The following is a 19,576-nucleotide window of genomic DNA, read 5'->3' as shown; positions in this document are numbered from 1 at the left end:
GCCTGCCGCCGATCACGACCGACGGCAGGCCCCGGTCGGGCAACGGCAGATCGGCGCGCAGCGGCTTGACGGCGCGCGCGTGGTCACGAAACCCCGCGATTTCGGGCATGACGCCGTGGCTGCCCACATCCAGCGCGGCCTGGGAATAATCCAGACGCTGCGCCGTGCCGCAAGGCTGCACGGCCGTGACCTGGCGCGCGACCGGGTCGATCCCGGTGATACGCGCGCGCAGAAAACCCGCCCCGTGCCGCGCGGCGAAATCCACCAGCCCGACGCTCAGCTGGTCGGCGTGGTAATGGCCCGCGATCAGGCCGGGATACATGCCCGAATAGGTCGCCTGTTCGGTCATGTCGACCAGCAGAACGGCCGCCTCCGGCAGCGCGGCCCGCAGCGGCGGCAGCGCCAGCAGATTGGCATGGCCCGCACCCAGCAGCAGGATGGGCGCCCCGCTCACCCCTGGGCGTTCTGATGCGCGTAAAGACCCACCGAGCGGTCCAGATGCGCCTGCATCGCCGCCACCGCGCCGTCCGGATTATGCGCCGCGATCAGGGCGCGCAGGTCGGCCACGTCGGCCTCCGTCGCGGTCTGGGCGGCCATGCGCACCAGCCCGCATTCGAACATCCGCCGCGCCTGCTTCAGGTGGTCCAGCTGGTCGGGCTCCGACGACAGCAGCATCCGCGCCACATCATCCACGCGGCTGAGGACGCTGTCCGCGCTCAGCGCGTTCACGCGGCTGCGCTCGCCATGGCTGATGGTGATCAGGACCATGGTGTGCAGGTGCTGCAGTGCCTCGTGCACGGCGGGGCGGCCAGTGCCGAAACGCTCCATCAGGTCGCGTTCCGAGGGCAGCGGCGCGCCGGCGGAAGCCCTCCGCTGGCGATCATGTCGCGCAGGCAGTCGAACACCTGGTCGGACAGCTTGCGCCGGACGATTCGGTCGGAGGGGTCGGTCGGTTGCATCATGCCCATGGTTTAGGACGGCCCGGGCCCGCCTGCAAATCCGGCGTCGTCCTGATCCCAGCCTCAGGGCGCCAGCCCCGCCTGCGCATTGGGCGTCAGGTTCGCGCGCAGGGCGCACCCGTTCAGATGCAGCCGCACCAGATCGCCCCCCTGCGTGTCATGCACGCGCACCGGCCAGCGCCGCCACGACCCCGCGAGAACAACTATCGATGCCTACAAGGCGGCATGGGCGCAGAACTTTGGCCTGAGTCTTGATTGAGAGGCCGTCTAGGGTAATAGCGGCGCCCAATCTGCAGTGCCAAACTACCGCAAGCTCCGTATACTGGCGCTGATCGTCGTCCTCCTATAAAAAAACCTTACGCATATCAGTTTCCTCAAATCCTCTTACCCACCTGTCTAATGACTGATCTGCAACTGGCCTGACGGGGCATCGACGTCACCGGCGTGGCCGTGATGATAGAGGTGCTGATCTTCGTGGGCGTCCCGTCCATCGTGTTCAACGAACCACCCCCGGTGGCACGGCTGGCGCGGTTCGTACGTTGCTGACCACCGCACCGCCATGCGGCGCTATCATGCCTGCGGGCATCTTTTTGCACGCGGCGCGCATGGGGTGTACCGCGTGGACCAGATTTGGTGGTGCCCACCCAAGCGCGACGACCATAACCAAATCTTGACCTGCACCGGCTATACTTCGGTCAAGCGTTCATATTCGGGGTGCTATACCCGAAAACCACGAATGAGTTCCGCCCGCTGACCGCGTGTTTGCCGCAAAGATTATGGATCCCGCTAATGTATGCGAAAAGGGCAACCTCGGCTTCGAGTTTGGTTTGCCAGTTCGACGCTGGATAAGCACAGCCTTCAGCGATTTGCAGAGGCTGATCAAGACAGCGTTGTTGAAGCATTTTTCTTTGCCGCTCATCGAAACTTTGAGCGGGTGATTGCGCAGCAACCTCGGGTAACCGTGGACGCCGTAATGCGAGGCGCGGTAGATGTGTCGAATGGAGCCTCTGCAGGGGCCTGCGAACTGCAATGGACGTTTTACGGGGCCCCGCATGGCCAGATACTGCGTCATTTGGTTATTGATCACCAAACCTCCCACGCAACATGAAATAACGCCAGTTATCATCGCTAGATAAGCACACCCCTCGCATGTCTAGACATAGGTGATTTCGCCTACCTAGTGATGGTTCGGTCTTCGAGTGGTCAACCACAACCCGATCAGGCCGGCAGCGATGGCCTTCCTGCGAAAGCGGTCGACGCTGTGCCTGCACGCCCGTCGCAACGGGTGGGACCTGCTGACGCGCCATTTGGGCCTGGGCTTCGAGTTTCGCGCCTGGCAGAAGATCTGGCGCCTGCTGGGCGTCGATCAGTTCCAGATCAACGGCATCGGCGCGAGATACTAGGAGGGTGACGACAGCTTCGTGCGGTCCTTTGCGGACGTCACGACGCCGATCTTCTCGGAGGCGGACCGGGCGCTGCCGGTGGTCTGTTCGGGGCAATGGGGCGGTCAGGCGTTCGACACCTGGGCGCGGACGGGCGGCACGCTGGACCTGATGTATCTGGGCGGCGGCGGGATCCACGGCCATCCGAACGGGCCGGCTGCGGGGGTGCGCGCCATTCGCCATGCCTGGGCCGCGGCCGGCGCGGGCCTGACGCCCGCCCAGGCCGCAGCCGATTGCCCTGACCTGGCCGCCAGCTTTCAGCGGTGGGGCATGCCCGCGACATAGGCCGCCAGCGTCGCCCGCACCCCATCCCGGCGCAGCGCGGCCAGCGCATCGCCAAAGGCCGCAACCAGGGGCGCGGACCCCGCCAGATCGCCAAAGATCGCGTGCTGGGACAGGAACGCCTGCGGATCGTCCTTTGCCGCCAGCGCATGGTCGCGCAGCGTCGCATGGGCGTCGTCATTGGGTGCGATCGGCGCGCCCGCCTCGGTCGTGCCTTCGCAATAGCGGCACCACAGCGCCAGCTCCAGGGCCAGCCCGCCGATGGGCGCGCCCGCCGTCAGCCGGTCGCGCAGCGTCGGCAGGATGAATTTCGGTTGGCGGTTCGACCCGTCCAGGCACAGGCGCGGAATGGTGTCGCCGATTTCCGGGTTCGAGAAGCGGCTGACGATCAGCGCCAGGTATTCGTCATAGCTGACGCCCGGAATGGGCTGCAGGGTCGGGATGATCTCGCGCGTCTCCAGCGCGCGCAGCCAGGCGGCGATGTCCCCGTCCGCCATCGCGTCATGTACGAAATGATGCCCCAGCAGCGCCGAGGCATAGGCGATGGCCGCATGACCGCCGTTCAGGATGCGCAGCTTCATCAGCTCGTGGCGGCTGACATCGGCGACGAATTCCGCGCCCACGACCTCCAGCGCGGGGCGGCCTTGGGGGAAGTTGTCCTCCAGCACCCATTGGCGGAAGGGCTCGCAGACGACGGGGGCGGCGTCCTGGATGCCGAAGCGGTCGCGGACCAGGGCGCGCTCGCGGTCGCTGGTGGCGGGGGTGATGCAATCGACCATGCTGTTCGGAAAGGCCACGTTGGCCTGAACCCAATCGGCCAGCGCGGGGTCCTGCGCGCGGGCCAGCCCCGTCAGGGTGCGCGCGCAGACATGGCCGTTTTCCGGCAGGTTGTCGCAGGACAGGACGGTGAAGGGCGCATGCCCCGCCGCGCGCCGCGCCCGCAGCGCAGCCAGGATCATGCCGAACACGGTGCGCGGCGCATCCGGCGCGCCCGCGTCATGCACCATGTCCGGATGGCCCGCATCGAAGCCGTCGGTCTTGGCGTCGACGTAATAACCGCCCTCGGTGATGGTCAGCGAGACGATGCGGATCGCCGGATCGGCCATCGCGGCGATGGTGGCTGCGGGGTCCACGGCCACGAAATCGATCATCGAGCCCAGCACCTGTGCGGACAGGCCCGCGGGGTCCAGCTCGACCAGCGTGGTCAACCAGTCCTGGGCGGCCAGCCGGTCGCGCATCGCGGCGTCGCCCGGACGGACGCCCGCGCCGATCAGCGCCCAGCTGTGGTCGCGCCCCTGGGCGAACAGCCGGTCCAGGTACCACGCCATGTGCGCGCGGTGGAAATTGCCGACGCCGACATGCAGGATGCCCGCCGTCAGGGCGCTGCGGTCATAGGCGGGGCGTGCCACGGTGTCGGGCAGCCCGGCCAGCGCGGATTGGGTCAGTTGGATGGCCATGATCGGACCTTTCGTCAAATCGCCCCGTGGCCGCGGCGCAGGATGCGCGCGGGGGGCCGGGAATTGCAGGGGGTGCGGCGGTCAGCTGAGCCAGTTGCCGCCGTCGACATTGTAGGTCTGGGCCACGATGTAGTCGGCCCCGTCGGATGCCAGGAACACCGCCATGCCGGTCAGGTCGGCCGCGGTGCCCATGCGGCCGAAGGGGACGGCGGCGCCCACCTCGGCCTTTTTCTGGCCGGGGGCCTTGCCTTCGTATTTTGCGAAGAAGGCGTCCACGCCGTCCCAATGTTCGCCGTCAACCACGCCGGGCGCGATGGCATTCACGTTGATGCCGTGGGCGATAAGGTTCAGGCCCGCCGATTGCGTCAGGCTGATCACCGCGGCCTTGCTGGCGCAATAGACCGCGACCAGCGCCTCGCCCCGGCGGCCGGCCTGGGACGCCATGTTGATGATCCGCCCGCCCTTACCGCGCGCGATCATGGACCGCGCGACGGCCTGCATCATGAACAGCGTGCCCGACACGTTGACCGCCATGATGCGGTCGTAATCGGGGCGGGTGATCTCGGCGATGGGGGCGGCGGTGAACAGGGCCGCGTTGTTGATCAGGATGTCGATGCCGCCGAACTGCTGTTCCACGGAGGCCACGCAGGCGTCGATGCTGGCCTGATCGGTCACGTCCAGCGCCACGGCGATGGCGCCCTGGCCCAGACCCGCAGCCGCCGCGCGGGCGGCCTCCAGGTTGATGTCGCAGATGGCGACGCGCGCGCCCTGATCCAGATAGGCGCGGGCGAATGCCAGCCCGATGCCGCGCGCGGCCCCGGTGATCAGGGCGGTCTTTCCCGACAGCATCATGCCACCCGCGCCCCCGTGGCGTCAAAGCGGTGCATCTGCGCGTCGTCCGGGGTCAGCCAGACGGTGTCGCCGTGATGCAGGTCGATGTTGCCGCCCGCGCGCACCGTGATGGTGTCGGCCAGACCCGTGTCCTCGACATAGAAGAACGTGTCCGACCCCAGATGCTCGCTGACGCCGACGCGCCCGCGCCACTTGCCGTGATCGGGCGACACTGCGATGTGTTCGGGCCGGATGCCGATGGTGTGGGCACCGTATTCCGCGGCCGCCGCCCCGTCGATCAGATTCATCTTGGGGCTGCCGATGAAGCCCGCGACGAACAGGTTCCTGGGCGCGCGGTACAGCTCCATCGGGCTGCCGACCTGTTCGATGTTGCCGGCGCGCAGGACCACGATCTTGTCGGCCATGGTCATCGCCTCGACCTGGTCATGGGTGACATAGATCATCGTGGTTTTCAGGCGGTTGTGCAGCTCGCTGATCTCGAGGCGCATGCCGACGCGCAGGGCAGCGTCCAGGTTCGACAGCGGCTCGTCGAACAGGAACGCGGCCGGTTCGCGCACGATGGCCCGCCCGATGGCCACGCGCTGGCGCTGGCCGCCCGACAGCTGGCCCGGCTTGCGGTCCAGGTAATCGGTCAGGTTCAGCGCCTTGGCGGCCGCCGTGATGCGGCGGTCCTGTTCGTCCTGCGGCACACCCGCCATGCGCATCGGAAAGGCGATGTTCTTTCTGACCGACATGTGCGGGTACAGCGCATAGGACTGGAACACCATCGCCAGGCCGCGTTTGGCCGGGGGCGTGTCGGTGGCATCCTTGCCGTCGATCAGGATGCGCCCGCCCGACGTGTCCTCCAGCCCCGCGATCAGGCGCAGAAGGGTGGATTTCCCGCAGCCCGAGGGGCCGACGAAGACCACGAACTCTCCGTCGTTGATGTCCAGGTTCAGGGGCGGGATGACCTCGACGTCTCCGAACCGCTTGGTCACTGCTTCAAGGGTAATGCGTCCCATGATGGTCCCCTTATTTCACCGCGCCGAAGGTCAGGCCGCGGACAAGTTGTTTCTGGCTGAACCAGCCCATGATCAGGATCGGCGCGATGGCCATGACGGAGGCCGCCGAGAGTTTCGCCCAGAACAGCCCCTGCGGGCTGGAGAAGCTGGCGATGAAGGCCGACAAGGGCGCGGCGTTGGTGGTGGTCAGCTGGATCGTCCAGAACGCCTCGTTCCAGGCCAGGATGACGTTCAGCAGCATGGTCGACGCGATGCCGGGAACCGCCATGGGCGTCAGCACGTACAGGATCTCGTCCTTGAGCGTGGCGCCGTCCATGCGCGCGGCCTCCAGGATCTCTCCGGGGATCTCGCGGAAATAGGTGTAGAGCATCCAGACCACGATCGGCAGGTTGATCAGCATCAGCATGACCGTCAGGCCGATCCGCGTGTCCATCAGCCCGGTGCGCAGGAAGATCAGATAGATCGGCACCAGCACCGCGACCGCGGGCATCATCTTTGTGGACAGCATCCACATCAGGATGTCCTTGGTGTGCTTGGTGGGAGAGAACGCCATCGCCCAGGCCGCCGGGATCGCGACGATCAGCGCCAAAATGGTCGAACCCACCGCCAGGATCACCGAATTGGTGAAGGGCTTCCAGTAGTTGTTCTGGGTCTGCACTGCCTCGAAGCTGGACAGGGTGAAGGACGGGATCAGGTTGAAGCCCGAAATGGCCTCCTGTTCCGTCTTCAGGCTGGTGATGATCGTGTAGAGGATCGGGAAGAAGATCACCAAGGCCACGATCCAGGCGGCAATGGTATAGCCGACCTTGGTGCGGGTGCTTACTGCGCGTGCCATGGGATGCTCCTCAATCCAGGTTCTTGCCGACGGCGCGCATCAGGAAGAACGCGACGATGTTGGCCAGGATGACCGCGATGATGCCGCCCGCGGCCGCACCGCCGATGTCGAAGTTCAGACGGGCCGCGCGATAGATCAGATAGGTCAGGTTGGTGCTGGCATTGCCCGGACCGCCATTGGTGGTCACCAGGATCTCGGCATAGATGCCCAGAAGGAAGATGGTCTGGATCAGCACCACGACGGTGATGGCGCGTGCCATGTGCGGCAGGGTCAGGTGGATGAACCGGCTGACGGCGCCCGCGCCGTCCATCTCGGCTGCCTCCATCTGTTCGCCGTCCAGCGATTGCAGGGCGGTCAGCAGGATCAGCGTCGCGAAGGGCAGCCATTGCCAGGCCACGATGATGATGATCGAGGTCAGCGGATATTGCGCGAACCAGTCCACCGGCTGCACGCCGATGGCGCGCGCGATGTCGGCAAAGACCCCATAGGACGGGTGCATGATCATGTTCTTCCAGATCAGCGCGGCCACCGGCGGCATCACGAAGAACGGAGAGATGATCAGGATCCGCACGATCCCCTGCCCGAAGATCGGCTTGTCGATCAGCAGGGCGATCGCGATGCCGCCGATGACGGTGATCGCCAGCACGCCCAGCACCAGGGCCAGCGTGTTCCAGATCGCGTCGAAGAAGGCGGGATCGGTGTAGAAATACTGATAGTTGAACCACCCTGCCCAGCTGACGGAGGCCGGGTTCAGCAGGTTGTAGTTCAGGAACGAGTAGTACAGCGTCATCCCCAGCGGGACGATCATCCAGATCAGCAGCAGGATGATGGCAGGTGCGCGCATCAGGCGCGCAAGACTTGCGGTCTGGCGGGTGGCCATGGCTTGCGTCCTTTTGGGGAAAGCGGGGGTGCGCCGCCCCGCATGTCGAGGGCGGCGCGGGTCGCGGCTTACTTGGGATAGCCCGCGCGCGCCATTTCACGGGCGGTGCTGGACTGTGCCGCCGCAAGGGCGTCCTCGGCCGACATCTGGCCTGCCAGCGCCGCCGAGAAGGTCTGTCCGACCGCCGTGCCGATGCCCTGGAATTCCGGGATCGCGACGAACTGGCCGCCGGTATAGGGAATGTCCTGGACCGACGATTTCTGCGTGTCGGCGGCGTTGATCGATTCCAGCGTCATCGCCGCGAACGGAGCCTCGGCCTGATAGTCGGGGTTCTCGTACAGCGACGTGCGCGTGCCCGGAGGTGCGGCGCGCCAGCCCTCGGCTTCGGCCACCATGTTGGTGTATTCCTGGCTGGTCGCCCAGGCCACGAAGGTCTTGGCCGCGTCCTGCTTCTGGCTGGAGGCCGGGATGGCCAGGTTCCACGCCCACAGCCAGTTGCCGTGGTTGTCGACGCCTTCCTTGTTGGGGAACTGCGCAAAGCCCACGCTGTCCGCGACGGTCGAATCCTCGGGGTCGGTCACGAAGCTTGCGGCGACGGTCGCGTCGATCCACATGCCGCACTTGCCCTGCTGGAACAGCGACAGGTTCTCGTTGAAGCCGTTCGACGACGCGCCCGGAGGACCGTATTCGTTCATCAGCGTCAGATAGTCGGTCAGCGTCGCCTGCCATTCGGGGCTGTCGAACTGGGGCGCCCATTCCATGTCGAACCAGCGCGCACCATAGCTGTTGGCCATGGCGGTCAGGAAGGCCATGTTCTCGCCCCAGCCCGGCTTGCCGCGCAGGCAGATGCCATAGACCTCGTTATCCTTGTCCGTCATCGCCTTGGCGGCGGCGGTGATGTCGGTCCAGGTCGGGTTGTCGGGAATGGTCACGCCCGCGGCCTCGGCCAGGTCGGTGCGGTACATCACCATCGCCGATTCGGCATAGAACGGCGCGGCGTACAGCGTGTCGTTCACCGACAGGGCGGCGCGCACGGCGGGGACAAGGTCGTCCACGTTGTAGCTTTCGGGAAGGTCGTCCAGGGGCGTCAGCCAGTCCTGCGCCGCCCAGATCGGAACCTCGTAGGTGCCGATGGTCAGCACGTCGTACTGCCCGCCGCTGGTGGCGATGTCGGTGGTGACGCGCTCGCGCAGGATGTTCTCCTCCAGCGTGACCCATTCCAGCTGGATGTTCGGGTTCGCCTCGGTGAAAGGCGCGGTCATCTGCTGCATGCGAATCATGTCGCCGTTGTTCACGGTCGCGATCGTCAGGGTCACGTTGTCCTGCGCGGCGGCCATGCTGCCGACGGCGCACAGGGCCGTAGCGCCCAGAAGGGCGCGGAATGTCGTGGTCATGTAGTCCTCCCTTGGCGGTTGGGCATTTGCCCTTCCGATGGGCATATACTCGCCCCGTCTTGCGAATCTGTCAACGCAGATTCCCCGCCGCAGTGCAGCGAGGGTGTAAAGGCTTGACGACAGTGCAGTTCTTCAGGCCAGCAGGCGTTCCGCCGTCGCCTCCGAGGTGATCAGGCCGTTGATCAGCCCCCCCACCATCGCCGCGCGGATGGCCGGCAGCTTGGCCTGACCCGAGGCGACGGCGATCACCGGACGGTCGCTTCCGCAGGGCAGCGGTGCCGACGCCACGCGGCGGTTGAAGTCGCAATCGATCACCTGGCCCCGGGCGTCATAGACCCAGCTGGTGATCTCGCCCACGGCACCGGCGCGGGCCAGCTGCGCCATTTCGGCCTCGCTCAGGAAACCGTCGACATGCAGCGGCGCGGTCATGTCCATCTGTCCGATGCCCACCAGCGACAGGTCGGCGCGGGCGCACAGGTCGATGGTGTTGCGGGCGGCCTGCTGTCCCTGCRTCGCCGCCAGTTCCGCCGCGTCGCGCGCCAGCACCGGCAGCGGATAGGGAAAGTGCGGCGCGCCGATGCGCTCGGCCAGCCGGATGGTGGCGTTGTAGGGGGTGGCCGACCCGTCCTCCATCATGTTGCCGAGGCGGGACACGACGACATGCTGGGGACAGGTCATGCGGGGCAGCTGTTCCACCGTGGCGCGCAGGTTGCGCCCGGTGCCCAGGCTGACGATCCGCCGTTCGGGCGATTTCAGCACGCGTTCCAGATGCGCGGCGGCGGCGATGGCGATGCCCGCCAACAGGTCCGGCGCCTCGGGGTCCGAGGGCGCGACCTCGGCGGTCAGCAGGCCGAACCGGTCCTGCAGCGCGCGCGCCAGATCCATGCAGCGTCCGATCGGGTGATCCAGGCGGACCTTGACCAGCCGCTCGGCCAGCGCCATCGCAACCAAACGCTGCGCGGTCTGGCGGCTGACGCCCAGCTTGCGCGCGATCTCGTCCTGGGTGTTTCCGGCGACGTAGTACAGCCAGCCGGCGCGGGCGGCATCGTCCAGGCGGGTCGTTTCGGGGGTGAAGTGGTTCTGGCTCATGCGGGCACCTGGATGCGCGCCAGCAGGTCGGGGAACTGCGACCAGCAGTCAAAGCCCTCGTCCGTTGCGGGCTGTCCCGCCAGATGGGCGCCGCCGCGGTACTGCAGGACCCGCATTCCCGCCGCGCGGGCCGCCTGCAGGCCGGGCTGGCTGTCCTCGATCACCAGGGCATGGGCGGGATCGACGCCCATCCGTTCGGCCGCGAACAGGAACAGGTCGGGCGCGGGCTTGCCGCGCGCCACCTGGCTGGCCGTGAAGACGTCCGCGCCGAACCGCTGCGCCAGGTCCAGCACCGCCAGCGTCCGCGCCACCCGCGGCGGGCTGGACGAGGTCGCGACGCAGACCGGCAGCCGGATCTGCGCCAGCGCATCGCCAAAGCCCGGCGTCGTGCGCAGGTCGGTGTCGAACCGCGCCAGCAGGCGGGCCCGATAGGTCGCCTCGAAACCGGCGGGCAGGGTCAGGGCAAAGCGGTCGCGGATCGACGCCGCGACCGTGGGAAAGCTGCGCCCCAGGAAATCGCGGCGCACGTCGTCGGGCGTCACGACGATGTCCAGACGCGCCAGCTGGTCGATCAGCACCTGCGCGGACAGCACCTCGCTGTCGGCGATGACGCCGTCGCAGTCGAAGATGATCAGGTCCACGCGCATCGGTCCGGCTCCCTTGCCTTGTGCGGCAGCCATAATCGCATTCCGCCCGGCGGGGAATAGGCCTCAGGCCGCGGCCATGCCCAGCAGCACCCCCGATATCGCCTCGGACAGGTCCGGCCCCACGCGCTGAAAGCCCAGAAGGCGCGCCACGGCGCGGGTCAGCTGGTCGGGCGTCATGCCGCCGTTCTCGGTCCGGATCATCCGCGCGGCGGCGGCGATCTCCTGCGGGGGCAGGCAGGCGGCCTTCAGCAGGCTGCCCGTCTCGGCGCTGCGGTCGCGGACGGGGGGGCTGTCGGCCTGCGCCCGGGTCATCAGGAAATCGCCCTGCCGCATCAGGTCGGCATCGCGGCGCAGGGCCAGTGCGGTGGCCCGGGCCACGGCCTCGCCGATCCGGCTGCCGGTGCGCGCCTTGCCGAAGGCCGCGGCGATGCGCCGCGCCACCTCGTCGGCATGGACCGGCCCCTCCGTGCGGATGACGGCCGCTGCCAGGTCGGCCAGTACGGCGTCGGGCTGGTCATGGGGCTCTCCCTCCGGCGGGGCCTGCAGGTCCGCGCGGCGATAGGGCGGCGCCGACAGCGAGGGCGGCGCCAGCTCCAGGACCGGTTCGGGGTCGTCTTGGACGACGGGCCCTGCCCCATGGTTCGCGCCGTGCGGGCGGATGCCGTCCTGCGCCGCATCGCGGGCCTGCGACAGGGCGTCGCGCAGCCGCGCGATCTCGGCCTCGCGGCGGTGGAACCAGTCGGTGCTCCAGATGCGGTGGAACCGCCAGCCCAGATTCTCCAGGATGTCCTGGCGCAGACGGTCGCGTTCGCGCGCCCACAGCGCACCGTGATAGGCGGCGCCGTCGCATTCGACCGCCGCCAGGTACTGGCCCGGACGGTCGGGATGGCGCACGCCCAGATCGATGCGGAACCCCGCGCTGCCGACCTGCGGATCGGCCAGATAGCCCAGATCGCGGATCACGCGCGCGACATCCTCCTCGAACGGGCTGTCGGGGGCCAGACCGGTGGGGCGGCGTTCCTCGATGATGCCCGACTGCGCGAAATCCAGGAACCGCTTCAGGACGCGCGGCCCCTCGCGGGTGGTCCGCGACGGATCGATCTGGCCCGGGTCAAAGGACGCGAACACCTCGCAGCGGATGCGCGCGCGGGAAAACAGCACGTTCAGACGACGCTCTCCGCCCTCGCCGTTCACGGGGCCGAACTGCATCCGCGTCAGCGGCCCGTCGGGTTCGGATGGGCCGTAGCCGACCGAGATCAGGATCACGTCACGTTCGTCGCCCTGCACGTTCTCGATGTTCTTGACGAACACGTCCTCGGCCCCGCCCTCGCGCAGCAGCGCGTCCAGCGCCGGGTCGCGGCGGCGGGCGGCGTCCGCCACCTCGGTCAGCATGTCGGCCTGCGCCTTGGAGAAGGCGACCACGCCCAGGGACAGGCCCGGCCAGTTGCGGGCGTGATCGGCCATGGCAGCGACGACGGCCTCGGCCTCGATCCGGTTCGTGCCCGCGCGCCCCCGCCCGCTGCCGCGCGCGGCATAGGCGCCGGACACGCGACGGAACTTCAGCCCGTAATCGGGGTCCAGCTGCAGGGGCGACGGCGGCAAAACCAGCCGGTCGTCATAGAATTCCGCGTTCGACACCCGGATCAGCGACGGGTCGCGTGACCGGTAATGCCATTCCAGCATCCGCGACCGCAGCCCGCGCGCCTCGCACAGCGACAGGATGCTCTCCATGTCGGCCACGTTCGCGCCCTGGGGGCCGTCCTCGGGTTCGTCCTGGTCTTCGGCATCGTCGACCAGGCGGTCGAAGAACGATGTCGGCGGCAGCTGCTTCTGGTCGCCCACCACGACGATCTGGCGCGCGCGCGCGATGACGCCCAAGGCGTCCTCGGGGCGGATCTGCGACGCCTCGTCGATGACCAGCAGATCAAAGCTGACCGCATCGGGCGGCAGGAACTGGGCGACCGAGATCGGGCTCATCAACATCACCGGCTTGATGCGCTGGACCATCGCGCCCGCGTTGCGCATCAGCCAGCGCACCGGCTTGTGCGCGCGGCGGCGGGCGATCTCTCCGCGAATCAGGCCCATCTCTCCCTGCGTGCCGCGGGGCAGCTGGTCGAAATGTCGCGACAGGATCAGCGTCTTGGTGGCCTCGATCCGCTCGGCCTCCAACTGGCGGAACAGGCCGACCAGGTCGTGGCGATCCAGCATCGGCAGATCGTTCAGCGCGGGACGCGCCTGGCGGGCGGCGTTCCAGCGCGCCTCGGCGCAGGCATAGGCGAACTCGGTCGCAGCGTCCTGCGGGGCCAGATGCCCGGCACGCACGGCCTCGACCACCGCGGCTGCGCCGTGGCGGCCGGCCACCTGCGCGTCGCGCGCCAGATCGGCCCATTCGGCATAGCGGGCGGGCGCGTCGGCCATGCCTGACAGCGCCGCCTGCCAATCCGCGATCGACGCATCGCCCGCAAGGCCCGCGGCCTCCGCGTCCAGGTCCAGCCTGTCACGAACCCGCCCCAGCGCCGCCCGCGCATCCTGCACGGCCGCCGCAAGCGCATCGCCCTGCGCCGCGGGGTCGGGAATGTCGGTCAGCGCCTGCACCACCGCCGCCCCGTCCGGCAGGCAGCCGTCCAACTCTCCCAGCCAGCCCGCCACCGCCGCCAGCCGCGCAAAGGGCGTCCGCTCGCCCCGCCAGTCGGTCCCCAGGGTCGCCGCCAGATAGGCTTCGTCGTCAGCTAAGATGCGGCGAAGGCGGCGCAGCGCCACCAGCTCATCCGCCAGCGCCAGCCGATCGGCGGCCGCAGACGGCATCGAGCCTACCAGCAGCGTCTGCAGCTGTGCCGACGCCCCGCGATAGGGGCCGAACAGCCGGCCCAGGAATGACCCCACCCCGCGCGCCAGCCCGGCCCGCAGGGGCGCGGGGTCAAGATCCGGTGCGGCAGGGGTGAAACGGGTCAACACCTGTTCCTGGGCCGCCGCCCATTCGGCGCCCGCCTGCAGCGCCTGCACCAGGCGGGGATCGCGGGCGGCCGCGAACAGGGTCGCGGCGTGATCCGCCGCCCCCTGGGGGGCGCGCGCCAGCATACGCAGCATCCGCACCCGCGCCTCGGCCCGGTCCAGCGTCGGCTGGCCCTGTGCCGCGACCGCCTGCAGCGCCGCCAGCGCGGCGCGCAGGTCGTCGCCAAGCCGCGCCAGATCGGTCGGCTGCAGGTCCAGCGCCCGCGCGCCGCGGAACGGATGGGCCTGGGGCGGACCGGCCCGGTCGCGCGCCGCCACGAACCGGGCGATGGCCTGCGCCGCCTGTTCGCGTGCGGCCGCGTCCAGCGCCTCCAGGCCGTCCAGCGGGATGGCCGGCGGGCGGGCGCCCTGTCCGATGAACCCGATGATCCGCGACAGCGCCGCATAGGGCGCCTCGTCCCAGGGCGGCAACGGGTCGTGCAGCAGGCCCGTGACCGCGTTCAGCATGTCGCGCGTCTGGCGCAGGCGCGCGGGGTCCGCCGTGGCGGGCAACGGATGCGCCCCGGCCATCAGGGTCCGGCCCAGCTCCTGCGCCAGGGCCTTCTTGTTGGCGCTGCGCGAATGCAGCTCAAGGCAGATGTCGCGCAGGCCCGCGCGGGCAAGGCGGTCGTGGACGACCGACAGGGCCGCCATCTTCTCGGCCACGAACAACACCGTCTTGCCGTCATGGGCGGCGGCGGCGATGATGTTCGTGATGGTCTGCGACTTGCCCGTGCCCGGCGGGCCCTGCACGACCAGGCTGGCGCCCGCGCGAACCTCCTCAATGACCTTGGTCTGGGATGCGTCGGCGTCGATCACCTGGATGATGCGCGCCGGGTCCAGACGGTCGTCCAGCCGGTCGCGATCGCCGAACAGCGGCGCGTCGCCCGCGAACCCCTGCGCCAGCAGCCCGTCCAGCAGCGGGTTGCCGTCGAACGCCCCCTCGGGCCAGTTGGCGGGGTCCAGGTCGCGGTGCATCAGCAGCTTCGCGAAGGAAAAGAACCCCAGCTGCATCCCGTCGCGGTCCACCTGCCAGTCCTGCTGCCCGGACACGGCGTCCTGGACCAGGCTCAGATAGTCGCCGGGCGTCCAGTTGTCGTCCTCCTCGATCTCGGGCAGCTGGATGCCGAAATCCTGGCGCAAACGCTCCTGCAACGGCAGGTTGGCGGTCAGGTCGTCCTCGCGCGCCATCAGGTCGAAGGTCGAGCTGCGGTCGTTGCGCACCAGCTGCACCGGCAGCAGGATCAGCGGCGCCTCGCGCAGGACCTGCGATCCGGGCGCCTCGCGCCAGCGCAGGAACCCCATCGCCAGGTACAGCACGTTCAGGCCCTGCTCCTCCTCCGCGGTGCGGGCGTCGTGGGACAGGCGCAGCAGGCGGCGGGCCAGCGCCTCGGGGCCCAGGGGGGTCTCCAGCTGGCTGTCGGACTGGGTCTGTGCACCGGGCGCGGCCAGCAGCAGCACGCCCTCGGGCGTGGCCGTGTCGCTGCCCATGGCGCGAAAGCGCATGCGTTTGCCCTGGATGCGCAGCAGGCGCCAGACCTCGTCACTGCGTTCGTGGATGATGTTCACGCAGCTGGCGCGCTGATTGTCGCGGTTCACATGGATCAGGCGGTTGCGCGTCCCCGTCTCCAGCAGCTTGCGGCGGGCGGCATCCAGGGTGCGGGTCAGGGCGGCGGGCTGGGATTGGGTCATCGGTCCAGGTCTTCTCGTTGCGCGTCCGACCCCAGGGGGGCGGAAGGGGAACATAACCGCAACCTGAACGAAAGACGAGGGATTCCAGACGGAAAACGCCACTTCCTCGGGACATTTCGAGGGGTGCGGCCCGGTTTCCCGGACCGCGGGGGGCCGTCAGAATCGCAGATCGGCCGTCAGCGCGATGCTGCGTCCGGGTTCCAGCTGCTGCACGACTGTGCTGAAATCCGCCCCATAGGTCGCCCGGTCGGCATAGGCGCGGTCGAACAGGTTGTTGACCTCGGCGCGCAGGGTCACGTTGCGGAACGCGGCCGGTTCGTATTCGGCAAAGACGTCCACGACGGTATAGCCGGGCCAGTCGCCGTCGACATCCACGCCCTGCCCGTCCTCCTTGATCGCGTGCTGGATGACGCCGCCCAGGGTCAGCCCGGCCATGACGGCATGGCGCGCCTCCAGCGACAGCATGCCGCCCGGCACGGTGCCCAGTTCGCGCAGGTCAAAGCTGGAGGCCGGCTGGCCGTCCAGCTCGACCTTTGTGTCGCTGTAACGCAGCGCGGCAAAGCCGCCCTGCCAGTCGCGGCGGGCGGACAGACGGAAACCCCGGCTTTCCAGATCGCGCGACACCAGCCCCTTGCGGACCCCGTCGATGCGGGTCTGGAACAGCTCGGCCCCCAGGGTCGTCGCACCCGGCTGCCATTCGACGCCCATCACCACGTTGCGCGCCCGCGTGGGCTCCAGCGCGTCATAGGCCCTGGGCGCGACATAGGGCGCGTCCAGCTCATAGACCGAGGCCAGCTGCGTGCCGCCGAACACCGTCGACCAGCCCGCGTTCAGGCGCAGCGCATCGGTGGCGTGCCAGGTGGCCGCGGCGTTCGCGCTGGTCCCGTCGGTGTCCAGGCGCTGCCCCCCAGCACCGGTGAACCGGCTGAAGTCATGGCGCAGCCCCGCGCTGTAGTCGATGTCCCCCGCCGTGCCCCGCGCCTGCAGGAACAGTCCGGTCGTGGTTCGGTCCTCGCGGAACGCGGCGGCCGTGCCGCGGAACACCCCGTCATAGGTCGCGCGCGTGCGATAGTTGTCCAGGCCCGCGGTCAGTTCGACCCCGTGCACGGTCATGCGGTTCTGGAGGACGACGCTGACGGTATCCGCATCGCCATTGTTGAAATCGGGAACGGGGGCGTCGGGCGTGGGCAGGTCGACGGTGTCCAGCTGGTTGCGGCTGCGCGCGATGCGGATCTCGGGGTCCAGCAGGCCGTCCGCGACCGTGCGGCGCAGGGTCAACGTCTGGGTCGACTGTTCCAGCGCATAGCGGCGCGTCTCGGGGACCGGGCGGCCCCCGATCGTGCCGGTGAAGTTCGCGCGATAGGGGCGCAGCGCGTCGTCCCGGAACCGGATGGCACCCAGCTCCGCCCGCCAGTCGCCGAACTCGGCACCCAGCTTCAGCGCCTCGCTGTTCAGGTCGGCCCCGGTGCGGGCCACGGTGCGGCCGTTCCCGTCCTGATAGGCGTCGCCCGTCGCCCGCTTGGCATAGATCAGCGCGTCGACCGGCCCCTGGCGCCCGTACAGCGTCACCGCCCCCGTCGCCGTGCCGCCGTTGTCGCCATAGCCGATGGTGACGCGCCCGCCGCGGTCGCGCCCGTCCTCCAGCATGTCGATGGCCGATTTCGTCTCATACGCGATGCTTCCGCCCAACGCGGCAAAGCCCGCGTCCGCCGGCGCCACGCCCGGATCGACGCGCGCGGCCTTCAACAGGCCCGGATCGATCATGTTGGTGCCGGTATGGTGGAACATGCGGTTGTTCTGCGCGGCCCCGTCGACGCTGACCGACAGCTGCTGTTCGTCGATGCCGTTGACAAAGACGCGTTCCGCGATGGCGATGCCGCTGCTGACGGTCACGCTGGGTTCGGCGCGGAACACGTCCTCGATGGTGCCGGTGCGGGCATCCTCGATCTGTTCCGCGCTGGGGGCGATGCGGGCCGGGGCCTCGCCTTCGGCCGTCAGGGTGATCTCGTCCAGCAGGATCGGCTGGGACAGGGCGGGCAAGGGGGCAAGCGCGGTGCCCAGCATCAGGGCGGCCAAGGGGTGTCGCGTCATCGGGTTCTCCATCCATCGGGTCAATGGCTGGCGATGGCGCGGGGCCGGGCTGGCAACGCCACCCTCATAGGGGCAAAGCCGCCGCCTGTTAAGCCCGGATCGCGCGCGGGCCCGCCACCCCTGTCACCCGATCGTCACCGCATCGTCGGATGGGTGTCATGCCCCGCCGCTAGACGGCCCCCATGACATCGAGAGGCCCCATGCTGGACATTCGCGACGCCACCCGCATCTTCGGCCGCAAGGCGGCGGTCGACCATGTTTCCTTCCGCATCGACGGCCCGGCCTTCGTCGGCATCATCGGCCGGTCCGGCGCGGGAAAATCGACGCTGCTGCGCATGATGAACGGGCTGACCCCCGCCACCAGCGGCCGGATCCTGGTCGAAGGGCGCGACGTCGCCGCCCTGACCGGCGCCGCCGCCCGCCAGTGGCAAAGCCAATGCGCGATGATCTTTCAGCAGTTCAACCTGGTGCCGCGCATGGACGTGGTGTCGAACGTGCTGCACGGCATCCTGAACCGGCGCGGCACGTTGCAGACGGTGCTGAACCTGTGGCCGCGCGGCGACATCCTCCGCGCGCTGGAGATCCTGGACCGCCTCGGCATCGCCGAACAGGCGCCCAAGCGCGCCGAGGCCCTGTCCGGCGGCCAGCAGCAGCGCGTGGCCATCGCCCGCGCGCTGATGCAGGACCCCCGCATCATCTTGGCCGACGAACCCATCGCCAGCCTGGACCCGATGAACGCGCAGATCGTGATGGACACCCTGCGCCGCATCAACGTCGAGGATGGCCGCATGGTCATCGCCAACCTGCACACGCTGGACACCGCGCGGCGCTATTGCGACCGGGTGATCGGCATGCGCGACGGGCGCGTGGTGTTCGACGGGCTGGCGTCGCAGCTGACCACGGGCGTGGCCCGCGACATCTATGGCGCCGACGCGGATTTCAACGAAAGCGCGACCTCGACCGCCATGCCCACCGATACCAGCGCGGATGTCGAATACGCCGCCCGCATGCTGGCCTGATCCCGAACCGGAGAGCACCATGACCCGACTGCTGAGCCTGCTGGCCGCCACCGCCGCCCTGACCACCCCCCTGCACGCGCAGGAGATCACCGAATTCCGCATCGGCCTTTTGGGCGGAGAGAACGCCCAGGACCGCATGGCGTCGAACGAATGCCTGCGCGACTATGCCGAACAGGCCCTGGGCGTCCCCGTTCGCCTGTTCACCCCCGCCGATTACAACGGCGTCATCCAGGGGCTGCTGGGCGGGTCGCTGGACATGGCGTGGCTGGGCGCGTCGGCCTATGCCGCCGTGTACGTCGCCGACCCCGAGGCGGTCGAGCCGGTGCTGGTCAAGACCAACCTGGACGGCAGTTATACCTATCACTCGATCGGCTTCGCGCGCGCCGACAGCGGCATCACCTCGCTGGACGACATGGAGGGCAAGAGCTTTGCCTTTGCCGACCCGAACTCGACCTCGGGGTTCCTGATCCCGAACGTGGAACTGCCCGAGGCGGGCTATTCGATGACCGAGGGAGAGTATTTCAGCCGCATCGCGTTTTCGGGCGGTCATGAACAGTCGATCATCGGCGTCGTCAACGGCGATTTCGACGCCGGCGTGACCTGGGCCGACGGCCAGGGCGCGTGGGAGGACGGCTACAACTCCGGCGCGCTGCGCAAGGCGGCCGATGCGGGCATCGTCGACATGAACGACATCGTCGAGATCTGGAAATCCTCGCCCATCCCGGAAGGCCCGGTGGTCGTCCGCAAGGATCTGCCCCAGGACGTGCGCCAGACGATGATCGACCTGGTCGCAGGCCTGCACGCATCGGACCCCGAATGCGCCTATGGCGTCGCCGCCGGAGAGACCGCGGGCTTCAGCCCCGTCACCCACGCGGAATACGAGACGATCATCGCCATCCGCCGCGCCGAGATGAACTGATCGCCACCCCGTCCGGGCCGGGCCCC

13 protein-coding genes and 2 pseudogenes are annotated in these 19,576 nt (G+C 68.7%); 3 read left to right on the top strand and 12 right to left on the bottom strand.

Going from position 1 to position 19,576, the window contains the following annotated elements; all coding sequences use genetic code 11:
* Both GBO37_RS11705 and GBO37_RS11700 read right to left on the bottom strand, forming a co-directional pair.
* A pseudogene (locus GBO37_RS11705) lies at positions 1–454 on the bottom strand (hypothetical protein); the annotation flags it as partial.
* On the bottom strand, positions 451–828 hold the full coding sequence (locus GBO37_RS11700) for a hypothetical protein (protein ID WP_252929122.1): 378 nt from the start codon (positions 826–828) through the stop codon (positions 451–453). The pseudogene GBO37_RS11705 and the gene GBO37_RS11700, both read right to left, overlap by 4 nt.
* 1,363 nt (positions 829–2,191) lie before the next feature.
* Between GBO37_RS11700 and GBO37_RS11695 the strand changes: the two are divergent.
* A pseudogene (locus GBO37_RS11695) lies at positions 2,192–2,686 on the top strand (RuBisCO large subunit C-terminal-like domain-containing protein).
* On the opposite strand, the gene GBO37_RS11690 reads toward GBO37_RS11695, so the two are convergent.
* From GBO37_RS11690 to GBO37_RS11645, 10 genes are all read right to left on the bottom strand, one after another.
* Entirely contained in the window at positions 2,659–4,140 is a 1,482-nt protein-coding gene (locus tag GBO37_RS11690) for a mannitol dehydrogenase family protein (protein WP_252929120.1), read from the bottom strand. The pseudogene GBO37_RS11695 and the gene GBO37_RS11690 sit on opposite strands and share 28 nt — an antisense overlap.
* Positions 4,141–4,221: 81 nt before the next feature.
* On the bottom strand, positions 4,222–4,992 hold the full coding sequence (locus tag GBO37_RS11685) for an L-iditol 2-dehydrogenase (protein ID WP_045982119.1): 771 nt from the start codon (positions 4,990–4,992) through the stop codon (positions 4,222–4,224).
* Positions 4,989–5,993, bottom strand: coding sequence for an ABC transporter ATP-binding protein (locus GBO37_RS11680; protein ID WP_045982118.1), 1,005 nt, complete (start codon positions 5,991–5,993; stop codon positions 4,989–4,991). Before GBO37_RS11680 ends, GBO37_RS11685 begins: the two co-directional genes overlap by 4 nt.
* Positions 5,994–6,003: 10 nt before the next feature.
* The gene (locus tag GBO37_RS11675) at positions 6,004–6,828 is read right to left on the bottom strand and encodes a carbohydrate ABC transporter permease (protein WP_252929118.1); all 825 of its coding nucleotides are present in this window, start codon (positions 6,826–6,828) and stop codon (positions 6,004–6,006) included.
* Between the two features lie 10 nt (positions 6,829–6,838).
* The gene (locus GBO37_RS11670) at positions 6,839–7,708 is read right to left on the bottom strand and encodes a carbohydrate ABC transporter permease (protein WP_046001028.1); all 870 of its coding nucleotides are present in this window, start codon (positions 7,706–7,708) and stop codon (positions 6,839–6,841) included.
* Positions 7,709–7,776: 68 nt separating this feature from the next.
* On the bottom strand, positions 7,777–9,102 hold the full coding sequence (locus GBO37_RS11665) for a sugar ABC transporter substrate-binding protein (protein WP_194885836.1): 1,326 nt from the start codon (positions 9,100–9,102) through the stop codon (positions 7,777–7,779).
* A 132-nt stretch (positions 9,103–9,234) separates the two neighbouring features.
* Complete coding sequence (locus tag GBO37_RS11660) at positions 9,235–10,191, bottom strand: sugar-binding transcriptional regulator (protein WP_252929116.1); 957 nt, start codon at positions 10,189–10,191, stop codon at positions 9,235–9,237.
* The gene (locus GBO37_RS11655; protein WP_252929114.1) at positions 10,188–10,871 is read right to left on the bottom strand and encodes an HAD family phosphatase; all 684 of its coding nucleotides are present in this window, start codon (positions 10,869–10,871) and stop codon (positions 10,188–10,190) included. Before GBO37_RS11655 ends, GBO37_RS11660 begins: the two co-directional genes overlap by 4 nt.
* 30 nt (positions 10,872–10,901) lie before the next feature.
* Positions 10,902–15,521: a DUF3320 domain-containing protein gene (locus tag GBO37_RS11650; protein ID WP_252929112.1), complete on the bottom strand. Its 4,620-nt coding sequence runs from the start codon at positions 15,519–15,521 to the stop codon at positions 10,902–10,904.
* Positions 15,522–15,677: 156 nt separating this feature from the next.
* Entirely contained in the window at positions 15,678–17,612 is a 1,935-nt protein-coding gene (locus GBO37_RS11645; RefSeq protein ID WP_252929110.1) for a TonB-dependent receptor domain-containing protein, read from the bottom strand.
* Between the two features lie 200 nt (positions 17,613–17,812).
* Between GBO37_RS11645 and phnC the strand changes: the two genes are divergently transcribed.
* Together phnC and phnD are read left to right on the top strand one after the other, a co-directional pair.
* Positions 17,813–18,631: a phosphonate ABC transporter ATP-binding protein gene (phnC, locus tag GBO37_RS11640; protein WP_252929108.1), complete on the top strand. Its 819-nt coding sequence runs from the start codon at positions 17,813–17,815 to the stop codon at positions 18,629–18,631.
* A 19-nt stretch (positions 18,632–18,650) separates the two neighbouring features.
* Positions 18,651–19,550 (top strand): phosphonate ABC transporter substrate-binding protein, encoded by a 900-nt coding sequence (gene phnD, locus GBO37_RS11635; RefSeq protein WP_139598413.1) that lies wholly within the window; start codon positions 18,651–18,653, stop codon positions 19,548–19,550.
* Positions 19,551–19,576: the final 26 nt, after the last annotated feature.

The sequence above is a fragment of the Paracoccus sp. 08 genome (genome assembly GCF_024105395.1).
Classification (GTDB): Bacteria; Pseudomonadota; Alphaproteobacteria; order Rhodobacterales; family Rhodobacteraceae; genus Paracoccus; species Paracoccus marcusii.
The sequence above is the reverse complement of the archived record's forward strand: the minus strand, read 5'-3'. Positions and strand labels throughout refer to the sequence as shown.

What these genes read in the sequence shown, in the direction of transcription:
- GBO37_RS11700 (WP_252929122.1), bottom strand. Translation starts at nt 828, where the DNA reads ATGGAGCGTTTCGGCACTGGCCGCCCCGCCGTGCACGAGGCACTGCAG.
- GBO37_RS11690 (WP_252929120.1), bottom strand. Translation starts at nt 4,140, where the DNA reads ATGGCCATCCAACTGACCCAATCCGCGCTGGCCGGGCTGCCCGACACC.
- GBO37_RS11685 (WP_045982119.1), bottom strand. Translation starts at nt 4,992, where the DNA reads ATGATGCTGTCGGGAAAGACCGCCCTGATCACCGGGGCCGCGCGCGGC.
- GBO37_RS11680 (WP_045982118.1), bottom strand. Translation starts at nt 5,993, where the DNA reads ATGGGACGCATTACCCTTGAAGCAGTGACCAAGCGGTTCGGAGACGTC.
- GBO37_RS11675 (WP_252929118.1), bottom strand. Translation starts at nt 6,828, where the DNA reads ATGGCACGCGCAGTAAGCACCCGCACCAAGGTCGGCTATACCATTGCC.
- GBO37_RS11670 (WP_046001028.1), bottom strand. Translation starts at nt 7,708, where the DNA reads ATGGCCACCCGCCAGACCGCAAGTCTTGCGCGCCTGATGCGCGCACCT.
- GBO37_RS11665 (WP_194885836.1), bottom strand. Translation starts at nt 9,102, where the DNA reads ATGACCACGACATTCCGCGCCCTTCTGGGCGCTACGGCCCTGTGCGCC.
- GBO37_RS11655 (WP_252929114.1), bottom strand. Translation starts at nt 10,871, where the DNA reads ATGGCTGCCGCACAAGGCAAGGGAGCCGGACCGATGCGCGTGGACCTG.
- GBO37_RS11650 (WP_252929112.1), bottom strand. Translation starts at nt 15,521, where the DNA reads ATGACCCAATCCCAGCCCGCCGCCCTGACCCGCACCCTGGATGCCGCC.
- GBO37_RS11645 (WP_252929110.1), bottom strand. Translation starts at nt 17,612, where the DNA reads ATGACGCGACACCCCTTGGCCGCCCTGATGCTGGGCACCGCGCTTGCC.
- phnC (WP_252929108.1), top strand. Translation starts at nt 17,813, where the DNA reads ATGCTGGACATTCGCGACGCCACCCGCATCTTCGGCCGCAAGGCGGCG.
- phnD (WP_139598413.1), top strand. Translation starts at nt 18,651, where the DNA reads ATGACCCGACTGCTGAGCCTGCTGGCCGCCACCGCCGCCCTGACCACC.